We start from the raw sequence: 14,863 nt of genomic DNA, 5'->3' as shown, positions 1-14,863 counted from the left end.
ATTATTAAGACTGTTAATGGAAATATTGTTTTTGATAATGTCAGTTTTTATTATCCTAATAGTGATCAACTTATTTTGAATAAATTTAATTATCATTTTGAATAAGGTAAGTCTTATGCTTTCGTTGGCGAAACAGGAGTAGGAAAATCAACAATTTCTAAGTTATTATTAAGGTTTTACGATCCTGCTATGGGAACAATTTACATTAATGCTGATCAAGATTAAAAAAAATTAATTTTACTTCTTATTTACAGCATGTTGGTTATGTTGAACAAGAACGACAAATTTTTTATGGTAATTTCTTTGAAAATATTAGTTATGGAGTTTTTAAAGTTACTAAAGAAGAAGTTATTTCCGCTTGTAAAAAAGCAGAGTTGCATGATTTTATTATTGGTTTAAAAAGTGATTATGATACTATTTTAGGTGAACGGAGATTTATTTTATCTGGGGGCCAAAAACAAATATTAGTAATTGCAAGAATGTTTTTAAAAAATCCTGAAGTTTTAATTTTAGATGAAGCAACGAGTTCTTTAGATAATATTGTGGAAAAAGAAATTCAAGAAAATCTTAATAAATTAATGAAAGGAAGGACAACTTTTATTATTGCTCATCGTTTATCAACGATTAAAGATGTTGATGAAATTCTTGTTTTAGAAAAAGATAAAGGTGTTGTTCAAAATGGTAATTTTTAAACATTAAAAAATCAAGAAGTTCGTTTTAAAGCGTTATATATTGCAGGATTAATGACTTAATTTAAAAAACTAGAGGTTGATTTATAAAATAATGATAATGAATCTAGAAATCGAGTAAAATGGTGGTTATAAAATGAAATTAATTGATGTTGATAAAATTGCTCATATTATTAAGCAAGTTGTATCAATAACACCAGGTGTTGTTGCGTTTGCTTATAATCATGAAAATAAAGAAAATGAAGATGCCATTGCTTTAGAAAAAGACATTACTTCAGCAATTGATGTTAAAAAAATTGAACAAAATCATTATGTGGTTAAAATTCATATCATTAGTTCGATTCATACTAATATTTTTGAAATTTTACAAGAAGTTCAACATCGTGTTAAATATGAGTTAGAAAAGCAAATGGAATTTGATAGTGATTTTAAAATTGATATTTGCATTGATGATTTAATTAGCGAGTAATATTTATTAAGAGAGGTAGGTGAGATAAAATGAAAATTGATGCAAAATTATTTAAAATCATGCTTATTAGTGCTGCTAATAACTTATATAATTATCATTTAGAAATTGATAAATTAAATGTTTTTCCTGTTCCTGATGGTGATACTGGAACAAATATGAATTTAACAATGGAAAATGCTATTAAAGAAATTAAAAAATATAAAACTTCTAATATTACCAAAATAGCAAATGTGTTTGGTCGCGGTTTGATTATGGGAGCTAGAGGAAATTCAGGCGTTATTTTGTCCCAAATTTTTCGTGGTTTTAGTAAAGGATTAGTTCATGAAGAATTTATCAGTACTAGCGATTTACTAAAAGCATGAACTTATGCTAAACAAGTGGCTTATAAAGCAGTTATGAAGCCTGTTGAAGGAACAATTTTAACTGTTATTAGGCTTGCTATTGATAATATTAAACTTGAAACTAAGGAAACAATATTACCATTAAAATTTATGAGTAAATTTTTAGAAAATGCTAACAATGCATTAGCACAAACCCCAGACTTATTACCAATTTTGAAAGAAGTTGGTGTTGTTGATTCTGGTGGTTTTGGATTAGTTAAAATTATTGAAGGAATGGTTTATTCATTAGAAAAAGGTAAAGAAATTAAAAAGAAAAAAAATTTAGTATTTAATGACAGTAAAGAAGTTGTTATTAAATTAGATGATGAAAATTTCGGTTATTGTACAGAAACTATTGTTATTTTAAGTGAAATGAAACAGAAAAATTTTCCTTTAGAAAAAGTTCGCTTTTCTTTAGAAGAACAAGGTTGTAAATCAATAGTTGTAGTTCAAGATCAAGATATTTTTAAAGTTCATGTTCATTCGTTAATGCCAGGGCAAATATTAGTTTATTTACAGCAATTTGGTGATTTTCAAAAAGTAAAAATTGAAAATATGGGTTTACAAGCAAAAAAGCATAATACAAAAATTAAAGAAATTCGTAGTTTAAGTAATCCTTGAGCAATTATTACTGTTGCGGCCGGTAAGGGTTTGGCAAAATACTTTATGAATGATTTACAAGCATCGTATGTAATTAGTGGTGGACAAACAATGAACCCATCAACTGATGATTTTTTAAAAGCGATTGAATTAGTTGATGCTAAGGATGTTTATATTTTACCAAATAATTCTAATATTATTTCAACTGCACAACAAGCAGCGAAACTAGAAAAGAAATCTAATGTATATGTTATTCCCACAACTTCAATTCCCGAGGGGATGCTTAGCATTCTTAGTTTTAATAAAGAAGAAAAAAGTGCTAAAAAAAATTTTAATAATATGAAAAATGCTATTAAAAAGATTGTGTCAGCAAGAATTACTAATGCTATTAAAACAACAACTATTGATGGTGTTGCTGTGAAAGAGGGAAATTATCTTGGTATTTTAGATAAAAAAATTTATAATCAAGAAGCAGATTTAGTTCTGGTAGCAAAAAAATTACTAAATAAAATGATTAGTAAATCATCATCACAATTGGTAACAATTTTTATTGGTGAAGATGCTAAACGACAAGATTTACGACTAATTGAAAAGTATATTGATGAAAACTTTGATGTTGAATATGAAAAAGTTGAAGGTGAGCAGCCATTATATACTTTTATATTTGGTGTTGAATAGATATAATTTAATTGTTAAAAAGAGGTAAAGTTTGTGAAAATTGCAGTAGATGTTATGGGCTCAGATTTAGGACATAAACCACTAATAAGTGGTGTCATAAAATTTTTACAAAAATATAATGACATTGATATTATTTTAGTTGGTAAAGAAATGATAATTAAAAAATATTTAATCAGTTCTAAATTAAATGAGAAATTATTATTGCGGATTAGTTTTAAAAATGCTAATGAAGAAATAATGATGACTGATAGTATTTTAGATATTAGAAGAAAAACCGATAATTCAATGAGTAAAGCAATTGAATGTGTTGCTAACAAAGAAGCTGAAGCGGTATTAACGGCAGGGGCCACGGGCCCCCTTTTAGCAGCTAATCATTTTATTTTAAAAGAAATAACTGGTGTTAGTCGTCCGGCTTTTATGGCGATTATGCCAACAAAAATAAAAAATAAACAAGTTGTGCTTATTGATGCAGGAGCTAATGTTGAAAATGATAGTAATGATTTAGAAATATTTGCCATCATGGCAAATATTTATGTTCAAAAAATTTGAGAATTATCGCAACCAAAAGTGGCATTATTAAATATTGGTACAGAAGAAAAAAAAGGCAAAGAATATCATCAAGAAACTTATATAAAATTAAGTAGTAATTCACAATTAAATTTTGTTGGTAATATTGAACCTAATAATTTTATGAATGGTGATATTGATATTGTTGTAACTGATGGTTTTACTGGTAATATTTCCCTGAAAGCAGTTGAAGGAACAGCACGAAATTTATTGCAAGTTTTACGAAATCAGTTTACTAAGAATATCTTTCGTAAGTTAGCATCATTATGTTTGAAAAAAGCATTTAATGAAGTTAAAGAAATTTTTGACTATCGAAATACTGGCGGAGCAATTTTAATTGGTGTTAATGGCATTGTTTTTAAAGCTCATGGCAGTAGTGATGCTAAAGCATTTTTTAGTACTTTAAAATTAGTTCGTAGAGCACTTTTAGAAGATGTATTATCACTAATTAAAAATAATGTTGTTAAAGAAGAAGGAAAATAAGGATTTATGTTTATTGAAGAGATTAAAATTTTGTTAAAAACATTTAATTTAGAACCACGAAATATTCATTTATATGAAGAAGCCTTGACTCATAGTTCATATACTAATGAAAAGCAATTAGATTATAATTATCAACGATTAGAATTTTTAGGTGATGCAGTGTTGCAAATGTATACAACATTATATTTATATCGAATAAATAATGATTTAAATGAAGGCGAGTTAACAATTTGACGAAGTCAGATTGTTAGAGAAGAAACCTTAGCACAAGTGTGTAGGTTTTATAAGATGAATGAGTATATTCTTTTAGGTAAAGGTGAAATTCAAACTGGTGGTCGCGAAAAAGATAGTATTTTAGGTGATGTTTTTGAAGCGATTGTGGGTGCTATTTATTTAGATTTAGGACAACAAGCAGTTAATACATTTCTAATGCAAACATTATTTAAAAAAATTAGAGATAAAAGTATTAATTTAGTTAAAGATTATAAAACTTTATTACAAGAATATTTACAAACTGAACGCAAAGACCCCGTTGAATATAAAGTTATTTTTGAACATAAAAATAAAAATAGTTATCAATATGTTGCTATTGTAAAAAGTGGTGACATTATTTTTGGTAAGGGAAATGGTAGTTCTCATAGTAAAGCTGAACAAGCAGCTGCAAAAGATGCTTATTTAAAATTAATTAAGATTGTTAAATAAAAGAGAGCCTGTCCAAAATTATGTGTCTCGATAATTCATTCTGAATTATACTTAAAAGAAGAAGAACAGAAAATGACAAAAAAAGTAAAAAAACCTGATGCAATTAATAAAGTTGTTGATTATTTTTTAGAAAATATTGATAATCCACAAGATTTATTTAAAGGCAAGACTATTTTTCAGGAATTTACCAGAAAATTAACTGAAAGAATGTTAAATGCAGAAATTAAAGATCATCTCGAAACAGATGATAACTATAACAAAAGAAATGGCAGAAAAAAACCATTATTACTAAAAATGGTTCAATCGCAATTGATGTACCAAGAGATTGAACCAGTACTTTTGAACCAGTAATTATTCCGAAAAGACAAAAAAGATTTGATAACTTTGATCAAAAAGTAATTTCTTTATATGCAAGAGGAATGACAATTTCTGATATCAAAGCACAATTACAAGAATTCTATCACGGAACAGAAATTTCAGAAAGTTTAATTAGTCAAATAACTGATGATGTTATTGAAGAAGTTAAAGTGTGACAAACTAAACCTTTAGAGAAGATTTATCCGATTGTTTATTTTGATTGTATTGTTGTTAAAGTAGAACAAGATAAACGAATAATAAACAAAGCAGTTTATCTTGTGTCTTAGGAATTAATATAAATGGCTTAAAAGATATTTTAGGAATGTGAATTAGTGAAAATGAGGGAGCCAAATTTTGACTGAATAATCTTACGGAAATGAAAAATCGCGGATTACAAGATATTCTTGTTGCTTGTAGTGATAATTTAACTGGGATGTCTGATGCAATAGAAGCTGTTTTTCCAAAAACACAACATCAATTATGTATTGTTCATCAAATTCGTTACTTACAAAGACCGCAAACTGGTAGCTAATGATTTAAAATCAATTTATACAGCAATTAATGAAGATACAGCCTTACTTGTTTTAGACAATTTTGCTGAAAAGTGAGATAAAAAATACCCCCAAGTTGCTAAATCATGAAAAAATAACTAAGATAATTTAATAATTTTTCTTGAATATCCTCAAGAATTTAGAATAATTATTTATACAACTAATAGAATAAAGTCTGTTAATAGTCAATCAAGAAAAGTCATTAAAAATAAAAAGATTTTTCCTAATGATTTATCAGTTTTTAAAATATTTTATTTAGCATTTCAAAATATGACTAAAAAATGAACAATGTCAATTCAAAATTGGGGTAGTGCAATTTCACATTTAATGATAAAATTTGAGGACAGGACAGAGTGAATTTAAGTTAATTACTTAGGAGGAGACCACAGTTAATTGCACAATCCCTCATAGAAAACCACCTTTCTTTGGGAATAATTTTAACAATTTTTAAATTTATTTATTACAAGTTTTCAATTTTAATTTCAAAATTATTTGTATTTCTTAATATGTAGTCTATTTTATTATCATCATAAGCAGGACTAATATTTCCTAAACTATCATATTTGCAGTCATCTAAATTTGTGCCTTTTGCTTTAATTGTTATTTTTTTATTAATTACTCATGTATTTCACATGGCGGTTTCTTGGCCGTCTGTATTTATTAGTTGCCTAATCTTATCTTGTTTGCTCTGATTATTTTGTAATTTTTGCGTAAATAAGAAACTAAGATTTTCTAAATTTCTTAATTCTGGTAATTTTTCATTTAGATTGTTATTATCTATTTTATTTATTTGAACTTGTGTAATATTATTTGTTGAATTCGAAATTCAAAACCTCACTTTTTCTAGATTTCTGATTTCAAAATCATAAACTTTATTTTTTTGTTCCATTAATTCATTTCCTTTTTTAGAACATCCAATCATTGGTAATATTGTTAACCCCAAAAGAGCTATTTTATTTAAAATTTTCATTATTTTAATTCCTTTATTACTTTATTTTTTCAATAGACTTGGTGGTACATAACTATAACATTTTATGCCCATTAGACTATAAAATTAATTTTCATCTTTGTATTTATCTAACATTTATCCTTCATCTAGGAAATAATATTATCAAAACAGTAGATAAAACTAAAGGTTATGTACCAAGTCTAATATATACATATTATAGCATGGGTATGGATGGTTTACAATAAGTTGGACCATAATTATTATATAGACTTCGAAATTATTAAGAAAGAAGGAATATAAAAATGGGAAATAAAACCTCATACTCTGAAGAATTTAAAAAACAAATTGTCATGCTATACAAAAATGGCAAAAATGTTATTAATTTAGGGAAAGAATATAATTTACCAAAACCAACTATTTATAGTTGAGTTAAAAATTATAATAATTCTGGTTCATTTAAAGCAAAAGACAATCGCACACTAGAAGAAAATGAAATAATAATAATAACTTTACGAAAAGAACTTAAAGACTTAAAAATGGAAAATGACATTTTAAAGCAAGCCGCGCTGATAATGGTCAAAAAATAACAATAATTAATAGCAATAAGAAAAAATATTCGATAAGAAAAATGTGTAAATTATTAAATATTTCAAAATCCAATTACTATTATCAAATTAATAAATACACAAGGAAAATAGTGAATAATTATAATCAAGAAATTATCAGTGCATTTAACGAAAGCCGCCAAGTCTATGGAGCTCGAAAAATCAAAGTAGTATTAGCTCATAAAAGTATTAACCTATCTAGACGCAAAATTAGAAACATTATGAAAAACAATAATTTGATATCAAAGTACACAAAAACAAGACTTAAATGCAAAAATATTCAAGTAAATGATCATCCAGTAAATAACATTGTAAACCGAGACTTTAATAATAGAAAAATAAATGAAACCATCGTTAGTGATTTAACTTATATAAAAGTGGGTTTTAAATGATTTTATGTATGTCTCCTAATTGATTTGTATAATCGCGAGATTGTTGGTTATAGTTCCGGACCAAATAAAAATACGGAGTTGGTTTATCAAGCTATTATGCGAATTACTAGACCATTATCAAAAATTGAAATATTTCATACCGACCGAGGTAATGAGTTTAAAAATAATATAATTGATCAATTATTATCTACATTTAAAATTCAAAGATCATTGAGTGCGAAGGGTTGTCCATATGATAATGCAGTTGCTGAAGCAACTTATAAAGTTTTTAAAACAGAATTTATTAATGGTAGAAAATTCAATGATCTTGCACAATTAGAACTTGAATTATTTGATTACATTAATTGATACAATAATCTTAGAATACATGGCAGTTTAAATTATTTATCTCCAGTTACTTTTAGAAAACAAATGTCTATATAAAAATTGTCCTAAAAAGGGTTGCCAATCCAGTAAAAATATTAGTTAAAATTAAAAAAAATTTAATAAAATTAATAATTTTTTATTGTGTAAAAATTCAATAATATGATAAAATGATGACGAATAAAAATGACAATAACGAGAAAGGCGGGGTTAGTTTAGTAATTAAATAATATAATTAGCTGATTGTTTTGCTTCTTCAAGGCAATACTCAAGAAAAATAAACGCGACCAATAATAATACCGTGAAAATATTTCAGAAAATAAGATAAAATAAGTTTGCATTTTAATATAAAATTATCAGAAATATTTTTTTACAAAAATTAAAATTTATTCTGAACATAAAGGAGAAAAAATGACACGCAATTACATTACAAATTATTCTAATAATCAAGATATATATAGTCGTGTTCCAAGAAATTGAATAAAATTAGCTCAAATTGCGGGAACATTTTTTTCATTATTAGGATTAATATTTTATATATACTATATGAAGGACATTTATAATTCGTTATCTAATAATGATTTTGTAAAAAAATCAATTGTATCATTACTATTATCTATTATTACTTATTTTGTATGAAAAAGTATTTATAATGCAATAATTATTATTCGTTTAGTAAATAAATGTTCAGATGAAGAATTATGTGCTAATCGTTATATTATTTCATCATTAAGTTTAACTATTGGTGGCTTGTTTACTCCTTTTTTAATTACAAGTTTTCCTAATGTTGATACTATGTCAACCATTAAACCTCGTTATTTTTTATCAAAAACAATGGGCTTTTGTACATTAATTGGAGCACCAATTTTAACTTTTTGTTACTTTTTTTCTTTATTGGTAGAAATAAATTCAGTTAATCCGGAATTTATTTTTAATACAAATTCAGTAATGGGGATAATTTCAATATTAGTTTTAATTATTGGTCTTATAACATTTATCTTAGGTCTAACAACTACAAAATTATTTTCTTCAAATAAATTAACTAATGATTTAGATTATAGTAATTATTCAAAATTATTAAAAATAATTTCAATAATTTGAATGACTATCTTAACAGTTGAATTAGTAATAGTTATTTTATTTTCAATAATACGTTTAATAAGTGCATTAGCAGATTTATTTAGAACAAGAGAAGAATCTGGCGGCATAATAATGGCATTTTTGGTCTTATTAAATTTATTTTTTACTATCTCGTGTGTATGAATGGTGATTTATGTTACTACTAGAACTATTGCTGGTTTATGATCAATTGATGGTTTTGTTAGAATTAAAAGATATAAACATAATAAATATACATATACTCAAAATATTTATTAAGCTTCTTGCGATACTATGATAATAATTGCAAATTAATTCATAAAGAAAAAATAAATAGTAATTTATTACAAATTGTAATAACTAATTCCAAATCATTTATTAAAACTGAGAATAAATTAAATAGTATTTGAGAAAATAAACATTATTGACGTCAAAAACAAGCATATGAAGAACTTATTAAAAAAATTATATAACAGTTTATTTAAGAATCAATTTATATAAAAAACAGAAATTTTCAAATAAAAATTATATAATTGTTTTGTAATTAAGTAAATAAAAAATGGAAACACAACTCTATCAAGAGTTGTGTTTCCATAGAAAATTATATATCAAAAAATTAATTTAAAAATAATGATTTATTATGTTTATTTGGTTTTTTAAAATAATTACCTATGGGAATATCAGCAGTATGATATTCTCTTTTTTATTTATCAAAAGGGAAATAAAGAAATGAAAAAATTACTTAGTTTATTAAACATATCAACTATGGCATCGAGTATACCGGCTCCGCTGCCCGCTAACGAAACATTAAAAAGAGTTAAACGAAATATTAGTACATTAACAACATCTAATTCAAACAACGACTATTTCTATCTACCACCAACAAAAATTAATATGTCTTATTTCGGTGATGTAGATGATGTTTCATCAATTTATGATTGATAAAAACAAAATAATGTTTATTTTAGTGCTGATAAAGGTGCTTTTGTTTTAAAACGGGGTTCAACAAGGCTAACCAAAATTAACGGAATAAATACGACTATTTATTTCGTTGCGATCGATAGTAATTATAACCTTATTGCCTTATCAGTAGTGGATTGGCAACCCTTTTTAGGACAATTTTTATATAGACATTTGTTTTCTAAAAGTAACTGGAGATAAATAATTTAAACTGCCATGTATTCTAAGATTATTGTATCAATTAATGTAATCAAATAATTCAAGTTCTAATTGTGCAAGATCATTGAATTTTCTACCATTAATAAATTCTGTTTTAAAAACTTTATAAGTTGCTTCAGCAACTGCATTATCATATGGACAACCCTTCGCACTCAATGATCTTTTAATGTTAAAGGTTATTAAAATTTCATCAATTATATTATTTTTAAACTCATTACCTCGGTCGGCATGAAATATTTCAATTTTTGATAATGGTCTAGTAATTCGCATAATAGCTTGATAAACCAACTCCGTATTTTTATTTGGTCCGGAACTATAACCAACAATCTCGCGATTATACAAATCAATTAGGAAACACACATAAAATCATTTAAAACCCACTTTTATATAAGTTAAATCACTAACGATAATTTCATTTATTTTTCTATTATTAAAGTCTCGGTTTACAATGTTATTTACTGGATGATTATTTACTTGAATATTTTTGCATTTAAGTCTTGTTTTTGTGTACTTTGATATCAAATTATTGTTTTTCATAATGTTTCTAATTTTGCGTCTAGATAGGTTAATACTTTTATGAGCTAATACTACTTTGATTTTTCGAGCTCCATAGACTTGGTGGCTTTCGTTAAATGCACTGATAATTTCTTGATTATAATTATTCGCTATTTTCCTTGTGTATTTATTAATTTGATAATAGTAATTGGATTTTGAAATATTTAATAATTTACACATTTTTCTTATCGAATATTTTTTCTTATTGCTATTAATTATTGTTATTTTTTGGCCATTATCATTATCAGCGCGGCTTGCTTTAAAATGTCATTTTTCATTTTTAAGTCTTTAAGTTCTTTTCGTAAAGTTATTATTATTATTTCATTTTCTTCTAGTGTGCGATTGTCTTTTGCTTTAAATGAACCAGAATTATTATAATTTTTAACTCAACTATAAATAGTTGGTTTTGGTAAATTATATTCTTTCCCTAAATTAATAACACTTTTGCCATTTTTGTATAGCATGACAATTTGTTTTTTAAATTCTTCAGAGTATGAGGTTTTATTTCCCATTTTTATATTCCTTCTTTCTTAATAATTTCGAAGTCTATATAATAATTATGGTCCAACTTATTGTAAACTATCCAGAGATTAAATATTAATGTTAGATTAATGGATTATGGATAAATAAATAAAAAGTAGTTTTTAAAAACTACTTTTTATTTTATAAAACTATAAAAGTATGATTGTTTATATTTCTTAATGTTTGATATAATTATTGAAAATAAGTAGGGGAGAATTAATGAAATCATTAAGTAAAAAATATGAGCATTTTGAAGTAGAAAATGGTAAATATGATTATTGATTAGAGAAACAATTATTTAGTGCTGATAATATTAATAATAAACCTGTTTTTAGTATGATTTTGCCTCCACCTAATATTACTGGTAAATTACATTTGGGTCATGCTTGGAATAATACTTTGCAGGATGTTATGGCTCGTTATAAAATCTTAACTGGTTATTGTGTTACTTGATTTCCAGGAATGGATCATGCGGGGATTGCTACCCAAATAAAAATTGCTGAAAGGATATGAGATGAAGAGAAAAAACGGATTACTAGTTTTTCTCGTGATCAGTTTATTGCTAAAGTTAATTTGTGAAAGGATGAATATGCTAATATAATTCGTGAACAATGAGCAAAATTAGGATTATCATTAGATTATCGTTATGAGAAGTTTACTTTAGATAGTGATGTTAATCAATTAGTTAATGAAACATTTGTTAAATTATATAATGATGGTTTAATTTATCGTGGCAAAAAAATTATTAATTGAGACCCACAATTAAAAACAGCGTTATCTAATATGGAAGTAACTTATAAAGAAGTTCAAGGTAAAATGTATTATATTGATTATGCTTTAGTAGATAGTGATGAAATGATTACAATTGCTACAACAAGACCAGAAACAATATTTGCCGATCAAGCCTTAGTTTTTCATCCTAATGATGTTCGCTATCAAAAGTATCTTCATAAGGAAGTTATTAATCCGGCTAATAAACAAAGAATTCCGATAATTGCTGATGAATACATCATAATGGAATTTGGAACAGGGATAATGAAATGTACTCCTGCTCATGATTTTAATGATTATCAAATTGCTAAAAGACATAATTTGGATTTAATTATTTGTATGGATTCTGGCGGCACAATGAATGCCGAAGCTTTACAATATGAGGGATTAGATCGTTTTGTTTGTCGGCAACAGTTAATAGGTGATTTAGAAAAACAAAATTTAGTTGTTAAAATTGCTGATTTTGTTCATCAAGTAGGATATTCAGAACGCAGTGATGTTATTGTTGAACCATATTTATCAGAACAATGATTTGTTAAAATGCAACCATTAGTAAATAAGGCTTTAAAATTACAAAATAGCGCTGATATGATTTTGTTTTATCCATCAAGATTTGCAAATATTTTAGATCAATGGTTAGAAAATATTCAGGATTGATGTATCTCCCGACAATTGTGGTGGGGACATCAATTACCAGTATGGTATCATCAAGATACTAAGGAAATTATTGTAGCCATAGCGCCACCTAATAAAGAAGAATGATTACAAGATAGTGATGTTTTAGATACTTGATTTTCTAGTGCTTTGTGACCTTTAATATTTGCGCAACAAAATAACGATAAATTATTTTTTGAAAAATTTTTGCCAAATTCCTTGTTAGTTACTGGTTATGATATTATTTTCTTTTGAATTAGTCGAATGATTTTTGAATCATTATATTTAGTTAATAAAAAACCTTTCAAAGCGGTATTAATTCATGGCTTAATTCGTGATGAACAAGGAAGAAAAATGTCAAAATCTTTAGGTAATGGGATTGATCCAATGGATATTATTACTGAGTATGGTGCTGATAGTTTACGATTCTTTTTATTAACTAATAGTACTCCGGGGCAAGATTTAGGATTTAATATTACTAAAGTTCGTTCTTCGTGAAATTTTATTAATAAACTTTGAAATGCCAGCAGATATGTGCTTTTAAATTTAGCAGATGATTTTAAACCAGTGAATAATATTTTAGATTTAAAATTAGAAGCTGTTGATTATTGAATTTTAAATAATTTTAATTTTGTTCTTGAAAAAATGCAAGCAAATATGGAGAAATATGAATTTGTTGTTAGTGGTAAATATCTTTTTAATTTTGTTTGAGATAATTTTTGTTCTTGATATATTGAGTTATCAAAAAGTAATTTACAAAATCCCAAAACTAAAGTGGCGTCAATTCAAGTATTATTTTATCTTTTAAAACAAATTATTATTTTATTGCATCCTTTAATTCCTTTTGTAACTGAAGAAATTTATCAAAAGATGTTTAATAATAAAAAATCAATTATGGAGGAAAAATATCCGATATTTTTAGAAAATATTTTCCCAGTAAATTATTTAATTAATGTTATTAACATTATAACAGTTATTAGAGAATTACGAGCAACAAGAAATATTAAGCATCATATTGCTTTAAATTTTAATTTAAATTCTGATAATCAAGATTATCAGAAATATGCTCAGGAAATTAATGGTTTTTTGCAAAAGTTAACTAATAGTCAAATGACAACTATTAATGAGAAAATATCTAATTTAGGACAAACAATCGCACTTCCTTTAATTGACGGAACAATTGATGTCTTTTTAGATATGACAATTAATAAAAAAGAACAAAAATTATTTATTCAAAAACAGTTACAAGATATTCATCATGAGTTAGAACGAAGTAAAACAATATTAAATAATGAACAGTTTTTAAATAAAGCACCAATTGCAAAAGTTAATGCTGAAAAGCATAAATATGAACAGTATGAGGAATTATATAAACAATTACAAAAAAAATTACAAGAAATTTTATCTTAGTTATTAATAAATATTTTAAAGGAAATTCATTATTTTATAAGTAATTTAATTACGGGTGAAAAAATGAAGAAAAATAAAATTATTATTTTTGCTATTATAATAATTGTTCTTATTTTAATGGAATTTTTATTATCTCATTTTTTTATTAATGCTGATATTAATATCATAAAACCATAACCAGATATTGTTACTAAATTAAGTATTGAGATTAATTTTTTAGTCAAAAATGACTTGCCGTTGCTAAGAAATATTTTTTCAAAAAAGATTAGTATTAGTAAAAATTAACAAAAAATTAATAAACAGCACTTAGTGAACATTATTTTTTATTATCAAGTGCCGTTGTATTATTTTCAGTCCTGGGCATCAAAAAAATTATTACAAGTTATTTACAATGATATTACTATTGAATTAAAACTATTTTCGCAAGACATTGCTAAAGTTTATATTGATGATATTGCTGTCGCTTTTTTGAAAGATATTTTAAAGTTAGAACGACGCATTATTTATTGACATTGTGAATATTTTATTATCTTCTTTACCCATTCAGGTTCTGGAATGGCAACCCTTTTTAAGACAATTTTTATGCAGACTGCCATTTTCTCTAAATTCAACGGGTGTTAAATAATTTAAGCTGTCGTGAATTATCATAAGAACAACCTTTATTGCTTAATGATTTTTTAATATTAAAGATTATTAAAATTTCATCAATGATTTTATTTTTGAACTCATTACCACGATCGGTATGAAATAAAATTATTTGCTTTAATGGTCGTGTTATCTTATGAAAAGCTTATTGAATTAGTTCGGCGGTTTTGTTTGGCCCAGCTATTATATCCAATTATTTCGCGATTAAACAAGTTAATTAATAAGCAAATATAATGTCATTTTC

The 14,863-nt window shown here is 25.5% G+C and carries 10 protein-coding genes and 2 pseudogenes; 10 read left to right on the top strand and 2 right to left on the bottom strand.

The genetic code is table 4. The annotated features are described in order from the left end of the window. Window positions 1-15: 15 nt before the first annotated feature. The 6 genes and pseudogenes from AACK93_RS05940 to AACK93_RS05915 all read left to right on the top strand — a co-directional run. A pseudogene (locus AACK93_RS05940) lies at window positions 16-692 on the top strand (ATP-binding cassette domain-containing protein); the annotation flags it as partial. Window positions 693-825: 133 nt separating this feature from the next. Continuing rightward, window positions 826-1,158: an Asp23/Gls24 family envelope stress response protein gene (locus tag AACK93_RS05935; RefSeq protein WP_339024132.1), complete on the top strand. Its 333-nt coding sequence runs from the start codon at window positions 826-828 to the stop codon at window positions 1,156-1,158. Between the two features lie 29 nt (window positions 1,159-1,187). Beyond that, window positions 1,188-2,816, top strand: coding sequence for a DAK2 domain-containing protein (locus AACK93_RS05930; RefSeq protein WP_339024131.1), 1,629 nt, complete (start codon window positions 1,188-1,190; stop codon window positions 2,814-2,816). 33 nt (window positions 2,817-2,849) lie between these two features. Then, on the top strand, window positions 2,850-3,866 hold the full coding sequence (plsX, locus tag AACK93_RS05925; protein WP_339024130.1) for a phosphate acyltransferase PlsX: 1,017 nt from the start codon (window positions 2,850-2,852) through the stop codon (window positions 3,864-3,866). 6 nt (window positions 3,867-3,872) lie between these two features. Beyond that, window positions 3,873-4,568, top strand: a complete 696-nt coding sequence (gene rnc / locus AACK93_RS05920) for a ribonuclease III (RefSeq protein WP_339024129.1) — start codon at window positions 3,873-3,875, stop codon at window positions 4,566-4,568. A gap of 72 nt (window positions 4,569-4,640) precedes the next feature. After that, a pseudogene (locus AACK93_RS05915) lies at window positions 4,641-5,839 on the top strand (IS256 family transposase). Between the two features lie 97 nt (window positions 5,840-5,936). On the opposite strand, the gene AACK93_RS05910 reads toward AACK93_RS05915, so the two are convergent. Continuing rightward, window positions 5,937-6,446 (bottom strand): hypothetical protein, encoded by a 510-nt coding sequence (locus tag AACK93_RS05910; RefSeq protein WP_339024128.1) that lies wholly within the window; start codon window positions 6,444-6,446, stop codon window positions 5,937-5,939. A gap of 281 nt (window positions 6,447-6,727) precedes the next feature. Between AACK93_RS05910 and AACK93_RS05905 the strand changes: the two genes are divergently transcribed. Beyond that, window positions 6,728-7,845 (top strand): IS3 family transposase gene (locus AACK93_RS05905; protein WP_339024127.1). Its coding sequence is split into 2 segments (ribosomal slippage): window positions 6,728-6,977 and window positions 6,977-7,845, totalling 1,119 coding nucleotides; the frame shifts between segments, so codons are not numbered across the junction. A 351-nt stretch (window positions 7,846-8,196) separates the two neighbouring features. Then, the gene (locus AACK93_RS05900; RefSeq protein WP_339024126.1) at window positions 8,197-9,162 is read left to right on the top strand and encodes a hypothetical protein; all 966 of its coding nucleotides are present in this window, start codon (window positions 8,197-8,199) and stop codon (window positions 9,160-9,162) included. A gap of 843 nt (window positions 9,163-10,005) precedes the next feature. On the opposite strand, the gene AACK93_RS05895 is transcribed toward AACK93_RS05900, so the two are convergent. After that, window positions 10,006-11,129 (bottom strand): IS3 family transposase gene (locus AACK93_RS05895; protein ID WP_422398171.1). Its coding sequence is split into 2 segments (ribosomal slippage): window positions 10,006-10,880 and window positions 10,880-11,129, totalling 1,125 coding nucleotides; the frame shifts between segments, so codons are not numbered across the junction. 226 nt (window positions 11,130-11,355) lie between these two features. Here AACK93_RS05895 and AACK93_RS05890 point away from each other — a divergent pair. Together AACK93_RS05890 and AACK93_RS05885 are read left to right on the top strand one after the other, a co-directional pair. Beyond that, complete coding sequence (locus AACK93_RS05890) at window positions 11,356-13,974, top strand: valine--tRNA ligase (protein WP_422398193.1); 2,619 nt, start codon at window positions 11,356-11,358, stop codon at window positions 13,972-13,974. 309 nt (window positions 13,975-14,283) lie between these two features. Next, complete coding sequence (locus tag AACK93_RS05885; protein ID WP_339024124.1) at window positions 14,284-14,595, top strand: hypothetical protein; 312 nt, start codon at window positions 14,284-14,286, stop codon at window positions 14,593-14,595. Window positions 14,596-14,863: the final 268 nt, after the last annotated feature.

Source organism: Spiroplasma endosymbiont of Agriotes lineatus (assembly GCF_964019485.1).
In the GTDB taxonomy this organism is placed as follows: domain Bacteria; phylum Bacillota_I; class Bacilli_A; order Mycoplasmatales; family Nriv7; genus Nriv7.
The sequence above is the reverse complement of the archived record's forward strand: the minus strand, read 5'-3'. Positions and strand labels throughout refer to the sequence as shown.